Origin of the sequence: Streptomyces paludis (assembly GCF_003344965.1) — a bacterium.
Classification (GTDB): Bacteria; Actinomycetota; Actinomycetes; order Streptomycetales; family Streptomycetaceae; genus Streptomyces; species Streptomyces paludis.
Map to the genome: position 1 here is coordinate 3,843,878 of NZ_CP031194.1, position 15,582 is coordinate 3,859,459.

Genomic DNA, 15,582 nt, shown 5'->3' on the forward strand with positions numbered 1-15,582 from the left:
CGGAGTGTCAGGCGTCCCGGGCGTGGGCGTCGCGTACGTACGTTTCCGCGCTCTGTATGAACATCGCGTGGAGGGCGCGGGCGGCCTGGGTCATGGTGGCTGACAGGGGGTGCTGGATGACCATGAGGACGGCCGGGGTGTCGGTGGAGAGGGGGCGGGTGGTGATCATGCCGGTGCGTTCCAGGGGGTCGCCGATGACGCTGAAGTCGGGGAGGACCGTGGTGCCCAGGCCCTCGGCGACCATCAGTTTGCCCATTTCGGCGCCGTCCGTGGAGTACGAGAAGGTCGGGCTGCGGCCCTCCAGGAGGCGGTGTACGTAGCGGTGCATGACATAGCCGGAGCGCATCACGATCAGTGGTTCGGAGAGGAGGTCGGCCACCGTGACCGTACGGAGGGCCGCGAGGCGGCTGTCGGAGCGTACGCAGACGACCGGGCGGCCCCGGAGGAGTTCGGTGGTGTGGAAGCCGGGCGGTTTGTCGTCGCCCTGGAGGTAGTTGACCAGCCCGAGATCGAGTCCGCCCTCCAGCAACTCCCGGTGGATCACGGCCTGTTGTGCGCCGGTGACCTCGACCTGGGTCTCGGGGTGCGCGGTGCGGAACGCCTGGATGGTGGGGACCAGTAGCGGCACCGTCGCCGCGTTCACCGTGCCGAGCCTGATCATCCGGGTCGTACGGTGCTGGTCGTCGGCCGCCCGGCGCAGTGTGTCGACCGCGTCCAGCACCCCGATGATGTGCGGCAGCAGCTCGCGCCCGGCGGCGCTGATCCGGGCCCCGGAGCGGCGCCGGTCCAGGATGTCCACGCCCAGCTCGCGTTCCAGGTTCCGTACGGTCTCGCTCAGCGCGGGCTGCGAGACATGGAGCGCCTCGGCCGCGCGACGCAGCGACCCGAGCCTGGTCACGGCTTCGATGTATTCGAGCTGCTCTATTCGCATCCGGGCGTCTCGCATTCGGCGGTGGAAGGGAAACCCTATCACCGGGTCGTTTTTACCGAATCGACCGTGGATGGGGGCAGGGGTACGCTCTTGCCCGTAGGAAGCTGTCGAATTCATCTTTCACCAGCCGGAAAGGCGGTGGCGCGGCAATGAACGATCTTCGGGAACTCACCCGGCGGCGCCATGTCGACCTGGTCCGTGTCTCCAGCTCCCTGTGTCTGTAGCTCTCTGCGGCTGAGGCTTCTTTTTCTGTGTCCGCGTAACGGCTGAGTCGCTCCACGCCGCCGTAGCGCCGCAGCGCTATTCCTTTCCCGTCTCACGGGATTTCTTCGCGCCTCCGTGGAATTCATCCACTTTTCACATTCGCCTGCCTGAATCCGCACACCGGGAGTTCCCGATGTCCTCTCTCCGCTTCGCCTACTGGGTGCCCAATGTGAGTGGCGGCCTCGTCACGAGCAGGATCGAACAGCGCACCGACTGGGGGTACGACTACAACCGCGAGCTGGCCGTCCTCGCCGAGAACAGCGGCTTCGACTACGCCCTCAGCCAGGTGCGCTACATGGCCAGTTACGGCGCCGAGTACCAGCACGAGTCGACCAGCTTCAGCCTCGCCCTCCTCCTCGCGACCGAGCGGCTCAAGGTCATCGCCGCCGTACACCCCGGGCTCTGGCACCCGGGGGTGCTGGCCAAGCTCGGTGCCACCGCCGACCACCTGTCAAAGGGGCGGTTCGCGGTGAATGTCGTCAGCGGCTGGTTCAAGGACGAGTTCACCGCCCTCGGCGAACCCTGGCTGGAGCACGACGAGCGCTACCGCCGCTCGGAGGAGTTCATCCGCGCGCTGCGCTCCGTCTGGACCGAGGACCACGCCGAGCTGGCCGGGGACTTCTACCGGATCAGGGACTTCACGCTCAAGCCCAAGCCGCTCAACACCCCCGAGCGCCCCCACCCGGAGATCTTCCAGGGCGGCAACTCCACGGCCGCCCGCGCCATGGCCGGCCGGGTCTCCGACTGGTACTTCAGCAACGGCAAGGACTTCGACGGTGTCACCGAGCAGGTCCGGGACGTACGCGCCGCCGCCGAGGCCGCCGGGCGGGCCGGCCGGGTGCGGTTCGGGCTCAACGGGTTCCTCATCGCACGCGACACCGAGGCCGAGGCACGAGAGGTGCTGCGCGAGATCGTGGCCAAGGCGGACACCGAGGCGGTCGAGGGCTTCGGCTCGGCGGTGAAGCAGGCCGGCCGGTCCGCCGCCGACGGCAAGGGCATGTGGCAGGACTCGTCCTTCGAGGACCTCGTCCAGTACAACGACGGCTTCCGGACGGGGCTGATCGGTACGCCGGAGCAGATCGCCGAGCGGATCGTCGCGTACAAGCGGCTCGGTGTGGACCTGTTCCTCCTCGGCTTCCTGCACTACCTGGAGGAGGTCGAGTACTTCGGCAAGCGGGTGCTGCCGCTGGTGCGCGAGCTGGAGGCGCAACTCCCTGAGGAAGATGTGGAGTTGGGGCGTTACGTGCCGGTGGGTGACGTCTCGTCCTTGGCCGGCTGAATCTCTCCTCTCCCTCTCGCTCGCCCCTTTCCCTTCTTTCCGAGGTGATTCCGTATGGCCACCATCCTCTCCGTCTCCGGCAGTCCGTCCCCCACCTCCCGCACCGCCCGGCTCCTCCGCCACCTCGACGGCCGGCTCACCGGCCAGGGCCACCGGGTCGTCCCGCTCGACATCCGTACGCTGCCCGCCGACGCGCTGCTCGGCGCCGACTTCGGGCACCCCGCGATCGTGGCGGCGCGGCGGCTGTTCGAGGAGGCCGATGGGGTGGTGGTCGGGACGCCCGTCTACAAGGCCGCGTACTCGGGGCTGCTGAAGTCCCTGCTCGACCTGATGCCGCAGTACGCGCTGGAGGGCAAGACCGTGCTGCCGCTCGCGACGGGCGGTTCCACGGCGCATGTGCTGGCGATCGACTACGCGCTGAGGCCGGTGCTGTCGTCGATGGGCGCGGCGCACATCGTGCAGGGGTGGTTCGTGCTGGACAAGCACATCACGGTGGCGGAGGACGGGGTGTCCGTGACGGTCGATCCGGCGTCGCGGGAGGCGTTGGAGCAGGTCGTGGACCAGTTCTCGGTGGCGCTGGGTGCCGGTGGCGCCGCCCGCCTGTCGGCTGTGGCGGCCTGAGATGGCTGTACGCGCGCACGTTGTCGCGCAAGCCGTCGCGCATGTCGTCGCGGACGACGCCGAGGCGCTCGCCGTGGCCGCCGCCCTGGCCGAGGAGTTCCGTACCGGAGCCGCCGCCCGGGACGCGGGGCGGGTCCTGCCGCGCGCGGAGCTGGACCGGCTGTCGGCGTCCGGGCTGCTCGGGGTCACCGTGCCGCGCGCGTACGGGGGCGCCGAGGTGTCCGCCCGTACGCTCGCGGAGGTCTTCCGGCTGCTGGCGGCGGCCGATCCCAGCCTGGCGCAGATCCCGCAGAGCCACTTCGTGTACGTGAACGTGCTGCGCGGCCAAGGGACCGACGCGCAGCGGAAGTTCTTCTTCGGTGAGGTGCTGGCGGGGCGGCGGTTCGGCAACGCGCAGTCGGAGAAGGGGACCGCGCATGTGCGGGACATCCGGACGCGGTTGGTGCCGCGCGGGGATGGCGCGGGTGGTGACGGTGTGCTGCTGCTGAACGGGGAGAAGCACTACGCGACGGGCGCCCTGTTCGCGGACTGGATTCCGGTGCTGGCCCGGCTCGGGGGTACGGGAGACGGCAGACATGGTGACGGTGACTCCCCGCTGCATGTCGCTTACGTCCACCGTGACGCGCCCGGTGTGACCGTAGTGGACGACTGGGACGGCATGGGCCAGCGCACCACGGCCAGTGGGACCGTACGGCTGGTGGATGTCGAGGTGGCGGCGGATCGTGTCGTACCGCACCACCTCACCTTCGAGGGGCCGCAACTCCACGGCGCGCTGGCCCAGTTGCTGCACGCCGCCATCGACGCGGGCATCGCGGGCGGCGCGCTGGCGGAGGCCGCCGCGTTTGTACGTACGCACAGCAGGCCCTGGTTCGAGGCGGTCGGCGAGGGGTACGGGACGACGGCCGAGGACCCGCTGCTCGTCCAGCGCTTCGGCGAACTCGGCCTGGACGTACGGGCGTCGGACGCGGTGCTGCGCGCGGCGGCGGACGCGGTGGACGCCGCCTCCGCCGACCTCACTGACTCGTCCGCCGCCGAGGCGTCGATCGCGGTGGCGGCGGCGAAGGTCCACGCGGCGCGGGCGGCGGTGGAGACGGGCAGTGCGCTGTTCGAGGTGGCGGGGACACGGGCCGCCCTGGACGGGCTCAATCTGCACCGGTACTGGCGCGACGCGCGGACGCACACCCTGCACGACCCGGTGCGCTGGAAGGTGCAGCACATCGGCCGGTATGTGCTGAGAGGCACCAGGCCGCCGCGCCACGGTCTGCTCTGACCTCAGCAACTCCCTTATGTCGCATGTCTTTTGGAGAATTCCGTGAGCCTCACCTTCCACTGGTTCCTGCCCACCTACGGCGACAGCCGCCATGTCATCGGCGGCGGTCATGGTGTGCCGGCGGGGTCGGCCGATGGGTCTGAAGGGTCCGGAGTGTCCGGAGCCTTTGACGGGCAGCGGCCCGCCGATCTCGGCTATCTGGCCCAGATCGGCCGGGCCGCCGAACAGCTGGGCTTCGAGGGCGCGTTGACCCCCACCGGCGCCTGGTGCGAGGACGCCTGGCTGACCACGGCCATGCTGGCCCGGGAGACCGAACGGCTGAAGTTCCTGGTCGCCTTCCGGCCCGGCTTCGTGGCACCGACACTGGCCGCCCAGATGGCCGCCACCTTCCAGCGCCACGCGCCCGGACGGCTGCTGCTCAACGTGGTGACGGGCGGCGAGGGCCATGAGCAGCGCGCGTACGGCGACTTCCTCGGCAAGGACGAGCGGTACGCGCGTACTGGCGAATTCCTCGACATCGTACGGGCGTTGTGGCGCGGTGAGACGGTCACCCGGCACGGCGCACACCTCCGGGTCGAGGAGGCGAGGCTGGCCCGCGTCCCGGATCCGGTGCCGCCGGTCTACTTCGGCGGGTCCTCCCCGGCGGCGGGCGAGGTCGCGGCCCGGCACAGCGATGTCTATCTGACGTGGGGCGAGCCGCCGGCCCAGGTCGCGGAGAAGATCGGGTGGATCCGGGCGCTCGCGGAGAAGGCGGGCCGGACCGTACGGTTCGGCATCCGGCTGCATGTGATCACCCGCGACACCGCCGACCAGGCATGGGCCGAGGCGCGCCGGCTGCTGGCCGGTTTCGCCCCGGACGCGATCGCCGCCGTACAGGCCGGGCTGGCGCGCAGCGAGTCGGAGGGTCAGCGGCGGATGCTGGCGCTGCACGGCGGCTCGGCGGACGGGCTGGAGGTCTCGCCGAACCTGTGGGCCGGGATCGGGCTGGTGCGCGGCGGCGCGGGGACGGCGCTGGTGGGCAGCCACGCGGAGGTGGCGGCGCGGATCGAGGAGTACCACCGGCTGGGGATCGACGAGTTCGTGATGTCGGGGCATCCGCATCTGGAGGAGGCGTACTGGTTCGGTGAGGGCGTCCTGCCGAGGCTGGCGGCCACGGGCCTGTGGACACACCCGGCGGGCGCTGCCCGTGGTGCGGGCGGTGTCTCCGCCGGGGTGCCGTTCGCGGCGGAGGTACGGCGGTGAGGGCGCCTTCCGGCACGGTGTGACGGGCGCCTTCCCCCACGGCGCGACCGCGCAGTGTGCATGAGCCAGTACCCCGATTCCCGGATCCCACCCGGCGGACTTCTAGGCTGGCCTGAGGATCCGAGCGAGGAGTTGGGCAGTGCGAATAGAGCGTCACCAGGTACGCGGGACCGCCGTGTCAGCGGCACGTGAGGACTTCGCCAACCGCATCGGGGGCCAGGTGCACTCCATGTCCCGCGGCGGCCGTATGACCACGTACGAGTGGCAGTTCATCGCCGGGGAGTTCCTCGACTACCTGGGGGCGCTCTCCGTCGAGACGCCCGACCTCGGTACGGCGGAGGCCCAGGCCGCGCTGAAGGACGCCTCGGAGGCCGCCGCCGGAGCCGTCGCCTACGCGGCGTACCACCCGCACTGTGGCTTCCAGATCTTCCTGAACTACGTGAATTTCGGCATGAGTTACGACCGCGGTGACGATGCCCCCGCGGAGCGGGTCACTCCCGGGGAGTGGATCGACGCGCTCTGCCTGGCGGTCCTCAGGGACAAGGCGAAATTCCACGGCGAGGCATTCCACTTCGCCCGGGGAAAGTTCGCCGAGCAGGCGCAGGGCACACCCACCGGCGAGCTGGCCACGGGACTGATGGCCGTGGCCTTGGACGACACCGGCGACGACGAGGAGTATCCGCCGAGCGCGCAGGCCAAACTCGCCGCCGTCGACGCTGCCCTGGCCCGTGTCCGTACCCGTGCGCAGGGAACCACGGACCACCAGCCCCTCCCGGACCAAGCGGATCTCCCGGACCACCAGCCCCTCCCAGGCCAAGCGGATCTCCCGGACCACCCGGACAGCGCCGCGCTGCGCGCCCTGCGCGCCCTCGCCGCCGAGGACCGGCCGGCCTTCGACACCGCGCTGGCCGGCCTCCTGACCACGTACGCCGCCGCGCACGGCCAGACGTCCTCCCCCAGGACTCTGCTGCCGCTCGTCCCCCTCGCCCTCTCCGCGCTGGCCTATCGGACGCTGGGCTGGGCGCCCGTCGTCCACACCGCGTATCTGCCGCACGCGCTGGTCACGGGCTTCGAGACGGCGGGCCCCCGCGTCGGGGCGTTCGGCTCGGGCCGGCGGCCGGACGCGGTCGCCGCGCTCGCCGCGGGCCCGCTGGTGGTGGAGCGGCCGGCTCGGCCGGCCCGCGAGCAGGCCGTGCTTCCGGAGGTCGCGGCCAGGTACGAGGAAGACGTCCGGAAGGCGCTCAATCCCACCGACGGGAAGCCGCCCGCCCTCTGGGAGCTGGAGGACGTCATGGGTGACCAGGAGCGCCTCTTCAAGTGGCGTGCCGCGGACCCCGGCAGTGACATCGACACGCAGCTCGCGACCCTGAAGCTGGCCTCCCAGATGGGCGCGGCCCTGTTCCGGGTCCGCCTCGCGAAGCCGGGCACCCAGGTCGAGGTGAGTATCGACGGACGTACGCTCCACTACCGGGCGGACGACGGGGACGAGGCGATCGGCGCCGGCAACTGGCAGCGGGCCGTCGCGTTCGCCCTGATCACCGGCGCGCGCGAGGACCTCGCGCCCCTCGTTCTCACCGGCCCCGCCTCCGCCGGTACGGACGATTCCGCCTTCAGCGCGTACCGCGTCGCCCTTCACGCCTACCTGAAGGGCACCGATCCCGAAGCGGCCGTGCAGCAGGCGCTCTACCAGGCCGAGCGGGCCAAGGACTGGGGTTTCGCCATGCCGCCCGTCATGCTGCTGTCGCAGTTGGTGGAGGGCGACGAGGAGAGCTTCAACCTCGCCCTCGCCGACGCGCTCGAAGCCCACCGCGACTACTACCGGGTCGCGGACCGCGCCGACGATCCGGACGCCTCCGGCAGCCTCGACATCCTCGCCCTGGCCTGCCACGCCCGTCGTCGCGGCTGGTCGATCAGGGTCGAATCCGCCTACCTTCCGCGGTACCTCCTGCGGGCGGTCGTCCCCTTCTAGCCGGGGGTCTTCGTACGGTCACGGAGTCGCGTGGCCGATCGTGATGCCGCCTTCCTCGTGCGGCACGTCATCGTGCGGTACGTCGTCGAGCGTCACGACGTCCGTCAGCTGGTGCACACCGGGCGGCAACGCGGGCGCGGCATGGGCGGCCAGGGCGGCCAGGAGGGCGCTGGCCCGGGACTGCGACCGGCCCCGCGCCCACACCGTACGGCCGGTTCCGGCGTGGGTGGCTGACGCCAACCAGCCGTCGCTGCCCGGCAGATGGAGGCCGCGCGGGGTCGCCCGCCGTGCGCCGGGCAGCCAGGTCAGCAGCGCGAGCGCGGCGGTGGCGGCCCGGGAGTCGGTGCCGAAGTAGGTGCGTACGGGCACGCCCAGGGTGCGGGTGAGGGTGTGCTGATCGGAGAAGTCGGCGCGGTAGAGGCGGCGCCGGCCGAGGTGGGGCAGGTCGAAGGCGCGCGGGCGGGAGTAGTTGCGTACGGGCGGACCGCCGTGGGTGTCGGGGAAGGTCCGGCCGAGCAGCCCGTAGCTCCAGTCCGTCGCGGCGGCGCCGTGCTTCTCGCCCGCGCCGAGGACTACGGCGAGGTCGATCGGGCCGCCGACGGGTCCGCCGGTCGGGTGCGTGGGGCCGGCCGGTCCCGGTGCCGGTCCCGGTGCCGGTGCCTGTCCCGGCACGGGTCCCGGTCCGGGTGCCTTGGCCAGCGCCGTCGCCAGCAGTCCCGTCAGCCCCGGCGCCAGTCCCACGCCCAGCAGCAGGGGCGCGGCCGGGGTGAGCCGTTCCAGCGCGGCGATGTACGGGGTGGTGGCGGAGATGTCCACGAAGGCGATGCCCCGGTCCGTCGCCGCCACCGCCAGCCCCGGATCCTCGGCGCCGGACGCGTTGACGACGACGTCGATCCCGTCCAGCGCCCGGAGGTACGCCTCGCCCGCGCCCGCCGTCAGGTCGAACGGCCGGTCGGCCCGTACGGGATCGCGCCCGGCGGCGTACGCGCGCCCGCCCCCCTCGCGCAGCCGCGCCACCACATGGGTGCCGACCGCTCCGTACCCGCCCAGGACGAGCGCACTGATCGCGCTGATCGCCTTCATGACCTGCTCCTCGGATCTACTCGATCTACTCGGATGTATTCACTGGAGTCCCGCTCTAGTGAGATTGACGTTACTAGAGTTACGCTCTAGTCATGACGGACGTCAAGGGAAAACGGGCCCTGAAGGCGCGCGAGACGCGGCGGCGGATGCTGGGCGCCGCGCTCGGGCTCTTTGTCGAGCGGGGGTACGGCGCGACGACGCTGAAGGACATCGCCGAGCGGGCCGGGGTGGCGGTGCAGACGCTGTACTTCACGTTCGGCAACAAGCGCGCGCTGCTCAAGGAGCTGGTCGACGTCACCATCGCGGGCGACGACGAGCCGGTCGCGACGATGGACCGGCCCTGGTTCCGCGCGGCCCTCGCCGCGCCGACGGCGGAGGAACAGCTGCGCCTGCATGTCGCCGGTACGGGCGCGATCCTGGCCCGGGTCGCGCCGCTGCTGGAGGTGGTGTCGGCCGCCGCGGCGACGGACGCGGAGGTCGCGGCGGAGTGGCCGCGCGGGTCCTCCGGCCCGGGATCCGGCACCGCCACCGCCGCCGCCGGCCCCGATCCGCGGTTCACCGTGCAGTCGGCCGCGGCCGGGGCGCTGGTCGGCAAGCCGGGCATCCGGGCGGGGGTCGCGGCGCCGTACGCCGCCGATGTGCTCTACGGGCTGCTCAGCACGGAGCTGTATCTGCTCCTCACTCGCGACCGGGGGTGGGCGCCGGAGGTGTGGGAGCGGTGGGTGTTCGAGACGTTGCGGGGGCAGCTCTGTGGCGGCGGCGGTCCGGAGGCTTCGCCCAGCGAAAAGCAGACGTCGGAAATATGATGAATATGTTCCATTCTGTCCCTCCCTGACGACGTACCTCGGAGCGCTGCATGACCAGGCGTCGTCCCCCCAGCAGGCCCGCCATCGAGTCCGCGAGCGCTGACGATCTGCTGACCACCCTCGGCCGGCTCACCGCGCAGGCGCGGGAGCGCGCGGAGCTTCAGCATGCGCGGGTGGAGCTGGCCGAGGCGCTGCAACGCGAGATGCTCCCCGCCGTGCTCCCGGCGGTGCCCGGACTCCGTACGGCCGCGAAGTACGCGCCCGCGCGCGTCGGGCTGGACATCGGCGGCGACTGGTACGACGGCTTCGCCCTGCCGGACGGCGCCCTGGCGTTCTGCGTGGGCGATGTGCAGGGGCACGATGTCGAGGCCGCCGCGACGATGGGCCAGGTACGGATCGGGCTGCGGGCGGTGGCGGCCACGGCCGGCGGCTGGGGGACGAGCGGCGGCACGGCCCCGAGCGTCGATCCCGGGCTGGTGCTCAGCCGGGCGAACGACGTGCTGCTCTCCGTGAACTCCAGCCTCTTCGCGACGTGCAGTTTCCTGCGGTACGACCCGGCCACCCACGAGCTGGAGAGCGCCCGGGCCGGGCATGTCGCCTCCGTCTGGGCCACGGCCGACGGGCGGTCGGGCGTCGCGGAGGACGCGGGCGGTCTGCCGCTGGGGATCCAGGAGGGGGAGGCGTATCCGGTGACGCGGCGCCGGCTGACGGTGCCGGGCGCGTTCGTGCTGCTCACGGACGGGGTGGTCGAGGGGCCGTCCTTCCCGCTGGACGAGGGGCTGACACGGGCGGCCGGGGCGCTGGCGGCGGGGGTACGGGCGGGGGAGGGGCCGGAGGCGCTGGCGGCGCGGGTGATGCGGGTCGCGGAGCTGACGGGGAACTCGGACGACGCGGCGGTGCTGGTGCTGTGCCACGACGGAGAGGCTTGACTGGGGGCCGCGTGTCACGGCGGAGCCGGGCGGTGGGCGATGTCTGATGGCGGGTGTGGTGCGCAACGAGGAAAACAGCAGCCCAGGAGAGAACCGCGGCCCGGAAGAGAACAGCGGCGGCCCGGAAGAGAACAGCGGCCGGGAAGAGAACCGCGGCTCAGGAGAGAACCGCGGCTCGGAAAAGCCCGTCCCGTCCGCCCCGTCCGCCCCCTCCGCCCCGCCCAGCCTCTGGGTGACGGTCGTCCAGAGCGTCTGCGTGGCGGTGGCGTACAACGTGGTCGGGCAGCTGGGGCTGCTGAGGCAGGTGATGACGGACGGATCCACCGCCGACGGTGTGATCATCACGCCGCTCTGGCCGCCGACCGGGGTCGCGCTGAGCTGTCTGCTCCTCCTCGGGCTGCGGATCTGGCCGGGCATCACCCTGGGCGTCTTCCTCAGCATCGTGACGATCGGTCCGTTCCGGGCCACTGATGTCGGCATCCTCGCGGGGAACACCCTCGCTCCCGTCTGCGCGTATCTGCTGCTGCGCCGCGTGGGCTTCCGTATCGCCCTGGACCGGCTGCGGGACGGGGTGGCGCTGGTGTTCCTGGGCGCGCTGACCGGGATGCTGATCAGCGCGAGCGTGGGTACGGCGGTGCTGACGCTCAGTGGCCGGCTGCCCGCGGGCAGCGTCTGGCCGACCTGGTCGGCGTGGTGGACGGGCGACGCGATGGGCGTCCTGGTCGTCACACCGCTGATCCTCGTACTGCGCCGGGCCAGGCTCCCGCTGCCGCGCGACCCCCGGCGCTGGGCGGAGGCGGGCGCGCTGACGGTCACGGCGTTCGTTGTCGTGCCCGTGGCCACGCGCAGCCCGCTCTGTCTGCTCTTCCTCGTCTTCCCGCTGCTGATCTGGGCCGCTCTGCGCTTCCAGCTCGCCGGCGCGGCGCCGTGCGCGCTGTACGTCTCCGTACTCGCCATCACGGCGGCGATCGACCGCGTCGGGCCCTTCGCCCACCACAGCTTTGTCGAGGTCATGATCGGCCTCCAGGCCCTCAACGGCTCCGCCGCGCTGACGGCGCTGCTGCTGGCCGCGATCGTCACCGAGCAGCGCAATATCCGCCACAAGATCGAACAGGCATGCCTCGAACTGGCCGAGGTGGTCACCCACTTGGCACCACCGCGGCACGGACACCACACGCGCGAGTGAATCGCTCGGCAATGGGCCTTGGCGGGACGGTGGTTCGGGCCATGATGCGGCCCCTGGGAAGTGAAGGGGTGAGGGGTGTGCGGAGATGGCGTGGATCTGTCCCGGCTGCAATCGGCCCGACGCGATCGCCCACATCGAGAACGAGGACGGATTGCACCCGTTCCCCTGCCACTTCTGCAACTACTCGGTTCTGGACAGCGGCGGGCGCTCGGCGGTGTGGGCCTCGTACGCGTGCGACCTCAAGGAGTGCGCGGGAGTCATCCGGGATCTGTACCACTACTCGCCCCGCGCCGGGCTGACGGAGGTGGTGCGGTTGCCGTGCAACGAGTGCGGCTCGGGGAAGCCGCGCCAGGGGGTGCGCCACGTGCCGAATCCAGGACGGCGAACGAGTTAAGCGTGATCGGCTGTTCGGTGGATTGATCGATGAAGATCGTTTTTCATATTTACGACACGGCATAACCCCTGCATGTCGTCTCTCTGTGGCTTCAGCCGCGTGGCCGCCGCCGGCGCGCTCGCGCTCACGCTCTGCGGATTCGCCAGTACGGGGCCGGGTGCGGAGAGCGGCGCGTCGGTCTCCCCGCTGGCGGAACCGTCGATTCCGGTCTCTGACCAGGCGTCGGGTTCGGGTCCGGCGTCAGGTCCGGTGTCAGGTTCGGCGCCGGAATCGGCCTCCGTACCGGCATTGCCATCGCCGTCGCCCTTGCCGTCACCCGGCATCTCCGCCGTACCCGCAGCCGGTGCGCCCGCCGCGCCCGCAGGCGCCGATCTGTCCGTCACCTCGGCCCCGGCTCGCACCGGACCCGCCGCCACCGGCCTCCGTACCGGCCCCGACGACACCTACCGTTACACCATCACCGTCCACAACCACGGCCCCTCGCAGGCCACCGACGTCAAGGTGACGGACCTGCTGCCCGACTCGCTGGTCTTCGTCTCCGGGCAGCAGGGGTGCGCCGCGCAGGGGCAGGAGGTGACCTGCGGGCCGCTGGCCACGCTCGGGGTCGGTGACTCGTACTCCTGGGTCATCACGGTCCGGCTGGCCGACGGCTACGACGGCGACGGCTCCGACATCGTCAACGAGGCCGCCGTCACCGCCACGACCCACGACCCGGTGCCGGACAACAACACCGCCTCCGTCACTGGCCTGCCCGTGCGGCCCGGCCCGCACGGGGTCGCGGATCTGAAGCTGTTCAAGCGCGCGGAGCTGCCCCCGGGCAAGCGCTTCGTCTCGCCGGGCGACACGTTCGCCTACGTCATCACCGTACGGAACCTCGGGCCCGGGACGGCTCGCGGCGTACAGGTGACCGATCCGCTGCCGCACGAGCTGCGGTTCGTGTCCTCGCCCGACGGGTGCGCGCCGGAGGGCGCACGGACCGGGCAGAAGGTCGTCTGTCCGCTGCTGGACCAGCTGCCGGCCGGCGAGACCGCCGTGTTCCGGATGGTCGTCCGGGTGCCCGACCACCGGGCGCTGCTGCGCACCGGCGTCCAGCTCGACAACATCGCCTCCGTCACCTCCACGACGAAGGACCCCGACCTCGGCAACAACCGGAACCGGCCGGGCACCACGGGCCCCGACGGCGGCCCGCTCTACCTCAAGCCCGGACACGGCGGCGGTACGAGCGGCGGTACGGACAGCGGTGGTACGGACGGCGGCGGTCACCACTCCGGCGGTACGAGCGGAGGCACGGACGGCGGCGGTACGGACGGCGGCGGTCACCACTCCGGCGGCTCGCACTCCGGTGGTCACAACGGCGGCCACCACGGCGGGCAGCTCCCCGACACCGGCTCCGACGTGCCCTCCTGGCTGATCTGGCTGGCCGCCTCGACCCTGGCCGCCGGTTCCGGGCTCGTCGTCCTGGCCCGGCGGAACTTCTCCCCGCGCGTCTCCCCGCGTGCCTCCAAGGCGGAGGGGCCCCTCGTATGAGAATCCCGCTCCTCCGAGCCCTGCTCGTCGCGCTCTGCGCGACCCTCGCCCTGGGTGCCGCTCCCGCGCCCGTCCCCGCCCACCAGCCCCGCGCCCTCTCCTTCCCCGTCCACGAGACCTTCGACGCCACCCCCAACCTCGGCACCACCACCGGCAACGCCAGCTATCCCGGCGGCGGCTGGCTGCGCCTCACCAGCGCGGCCACCGGGCAGGCCGGCTCGTGGGAGATGAACGACTCGTTCTCCACGAACCTCGGCATCGTCGCCGAGTTCACCTACGCCTCCTACGGCGGCTCCGCCTTCGACGGCAAGCGCGGCGACGGCCTCGCGTTCTTCCTTGCCGACGGTTCCGCCGCCAACGGCACGGGCGCCTCCGGCGGCGGCCTCGGCTACGCCTGCGCCGGATCGGCCAACTCCTGCAACCGCAGCGGCGTGCCGGGGGCGTTCCTCGGCATCGGGCTGGACGAGTTCGGCAACTTCTCCTCGCCCGACGTCGGCAACGGCGGCCCCGGCGCCCGCCCCAACGCCATCGCCCTGCGCGGCGGCGGCAACGGCACCAGCGGCTACCGGTACGGTACGGCGGTCAACGGCCCCGGCGGTACGGTCGAGACCGGCAGCCGGGCCAACTACCGCACCGTACGGGTCCAAGTCCTGCCCCGTGGCGGGCGGTTGCTGGTCTCCGTCTGGTCGGACTCCGGGCCCGGCACCGCGCTGACCAAGGTCATCAGCGACTACGACGTGTCCGCCATCGCCAATCAGCCCGCCCTGCCCGCCACCCTCAAGGTCGGTTTCTCCGGCAGCACCGGCGGGGCGACCAACATCCACGAGATCGGCGATCTCACCATCAATGTCCCGGCCAACCTCTCGATCACCAAGAGCGGTACGGCCACCATCCCGGCGAGCTACGGCCCGGCGACCTACACCGTCACCGTCACCAACAGCGACATCAACGACGTCGAGGGCGCCGTCATCCGGGACACCGTCCCGGCGCTCACCGGGGTGACCTGGACCTGCACCGCCACCACCGGCAGCGCCTGCCGGCCCGCGTCCGGCAGTGGCAACACCATCAACACGCTCGCCGACCTCAGACGCAACGGCTCGGTCACCTACACTATTCTCGGCAACGCGCCCAACCAGCCCGTCACCTTCACCAACACCGCGACCGTGACCGCGCCGGGCAACCGCGTCGACACCGACCCCGCCGACAACACCGCCTCGGTCACCACGACGGTCACCGCGCTGGCCGATGTGGCGGTGACCAAGGCGGGCGTCGGCAGCGGGCCCGTACGCCCAGGGGACCAGTTCGACTACCGGATCACCGCCACCGACCGGGGCCCCTCGGACACCACCAACGTCCGGGTGACCGACACCCTCCCCGCCGGGCTCACCTTCGTGTCCTCCCCCGACGGCTGTACGGCGTCGGGCCAGACGGTGACCTGCCCCACCAGGGCTGCTCTGGCGGCCGGGAGTTCGGCCGGCTGGACGATCCGGGTGAAGCTGGACCCCGCGTACACCGGCAACGGCTCCGACCTCGGCAACAGGGCCGTGGTCAGCCACGACATCACGGACCCCGACACCGCCAACAACACCAGCCCTGCCGCCCCGCCGCCCGGCGGTGTCACCGCTCCGCAGGCCGATCTGCGGACCACGAAGGTGACCGTGACGAACACCCCGGTGGCACCGGGGGAGTCGTACGAATACACCGTGACCGTCACCAACCAGGGCCCCTCCGTGGCCCGTCAGGTTCGCGCCACCGATGTGCTGCCGCCGGCCCTCCGGTTCGTCTCGTCCAGCAGCGGGTGTACGGCGGTGACCGCCACCCGGACCGTGACCTGCGGCCCGGTCGCCACGCTCACCGTGGGCGCGGCCGTGACCTGGACGTTCCGGGTCGCGCTCGACGCGGCGTACAGCGGCGACGGCACGGACCTGCGGAACACGGCGACCGCCGACGCGGACACGGCGGATCCCGACCGGACCAACAACAGCGGCACGGCCGCGCCGCCCGGCGGGAAGGTCAAGTCCCCCACCGCCGACCTGGAGTTCGACAAGAAGTCCGCGAGCTGATGGCCGACCGGCCGACCG

Annotated in this window: 14 protein-coding genes; 12 read left to right on the top strand and 2 right to left on the bottom strand. The window is 71.8% G+C overall.

Translation table 11 applies throughout. The annotated features are described in order from the left end of the window. Window positions 1-7: 7 nt before the first annotated feature. Window positions 8-931, bottom strand: a complete 924-nt coding sequence (locus tag DVK44_RS16950) for a LysR family transcriptional regulator (RefSeq protein ID WP_114660425.1) — start codon at window positions 929-931, stop codon at window positions 8-10. 149 nt (window positions 932-1,080) lie between these two features. Between DVK44_RS16950 and DVK44_RS37900 the strand changes: the two genes are divergently transcribed. From DVK44_RS37900 to DVK44_RS16975, 6 genes are all read left to right on the top strand, one after another. Next, complete coding sequence (locus DVK44_RS37900) at window positions 1,081-1,155, top strand: putative leader peptide (RefSeq protein WP_408055402.1); 75 nt, start codon at window positions 1,081-1,083, stop codon at window positions 1,153-1,155. A 173-nt stretch (window positions 1,156-1,328) separates the two neighbouring features. Then, window positions 1,329-2,474, top strand: coding sequence for a dimethylsulfone monooxygenase SfnG (gene sfnG, locus DVK44_RS16955; RefSeq protein ID WP_114660426.1), 1,146 nt, complete (start codon window positions 1,329-1,331; stop codon window positions 2,472-2,474). 54 nt (window positions 2,475-2,528) lie between these two features. After that, entirely contained in the window at window positions 2,529-3,095 is a 567-nt protein-coding gene (gene ssuE / locus DVK44_RS16960) for an NADPH-dependent FMN reductase (protein WP_114660427.1), read from the top strand. Between the two features lies 1 nt (window position 3,096). After that, a complete protein-coding gene (locus DVK44_RS16965; RefSeq protein ID WP_114660428.1) occupies window positions 3,097-4,365 on the top strand; it encodes an SfnB family sulfur acquisition oxidoreductase in 1,269 nt (422 codons plus the stop codon). 42 nt (window positions 4,366-4,407) lie between these two features. Next, window positions 4,408-5,607, top strand: coding sequence for an LLM class flavin-dependent oxidoreductase (locus tag DVK44_RS16970; protein WP_114660429.1), 1,200 nt, complete (start codon window positions 4,408-4,410; stop codon window positions 5,605-5,607). A 175-nt stretch (window positions 5,608-5,782) separates the two neighbouring features. Further along, a complete protein-coding gene (locus DVK44_RS16975) occupies window positions 5,783-7,576 on the top strand; it encodes an immunity 49 family protein (protein ID WP_331461606.1) in 1,794 nt (597 codons plus the stop codon). 18 nt (window positions 7,577-7,594) lie between these two features. Here DVK44_RS16975 and DVK44_RS16980 read toward each other — a convergent pair whose 3' ends face one another. Then, window positions 7,595-8,659: a saccharopine dehydrogenase family protein gene (locus DVK44_RS16980; RefSeq protein WP_228447202.1), complete on the bottom strand. Its 1,065-nt coding sequence runs from the start codon at window positions 8,657-8,659 to the stop codon at window positions 7,595-7,597. Between the two features lie 92 nt (window positions 8,660-8,751). Between DVK44_RS16980 and DVK44_RS16985 the strand changes: the two genes are divergently transcribed. The 6 genes from DVK44_RS16985 (at window position 8,752) to DVK44_RS17010 (ending at window position 15,564) form a co-directional block, all read left to right on the top strand. After that, window positions 8,752-9,465 carry a TetR/AcrR family transcriptional regulator gene (locus DVK44_RS16985; protein WP_114660430.1) on the top strand — a complete coding sequence of 238 codons (714 nt, stop codon included), beginning with the start codon at window positions 8,752-8,754 and terminating at the stop codon, window positions 9,463-9,465. 50 nt (window positions 9,466-9,515) lie between these two features. Further along, window positions 9,516-10,394, top strand: a complete 879-nt coding sequence (locus DVK44_RS16990; protein ID WP_114660431.1) for a PP2C family protein-serine/threonine phosphatase — start codon at window positions 9,516-9,518, stop codon at window positions 10,392-10,394. 232 nt (window positions 10,395-10,626) lie between these two features. After that, window positions 10,627-11,580, top strand: coding sequence for an MASE1 domain-containing protein (locus tag DVK44_RS16995; protein ID WP_228447628.1), 954 nt, complete (start codon window positions 10,627-10,629; stop codon window positions 11,578-11,580). Window positions 11,581-11,665: 85 nt separating this feature from the next. Further along, window positions 11,666-11,974 carry a hypothetical protein gene (locus DVK44_RS17000; protein ID WP_114660432.1) on the top strand — a complete coding sequence of 103 codons (309 nt, stop codon included), beginning with the start codon at window positions 11,666-11,668 and terminating at the stop codon, window positions 11,972-11,974. A 306-nt stretch (window positions 11,975-12,280) separates the two neighbouring features. Then, window positions 12,281-13,501 carry a DUF11 domain-containing protein gene (locus tag DVK44_RS17005; protein ID WP_162793889.1) on the top strand — a complete coding sequence of 407 codons (1,221 nt, stop codon included), beginning with the start codon at window positions 12,281-12,283 and terminating at the stop codon, window positions 13,499-13,501. Next, window positions 13,498-15,564 (top strand): DUF11 domain-containing protein, encoded by a 2,067-nt coding sequence (locus tag DVK44_RS17010; protein WP_114660434.1) that lies wholly within the window; start codon window positions 13,498-13,500, stop codon window positions 15,562-15,564. Before DVK44_RS17005 ends, DVK44_RS17010 begins: the two co-directional genes overlap by 4 nt. Window positions 15,565-15,582: the final 18 nt, after the last annotated feature.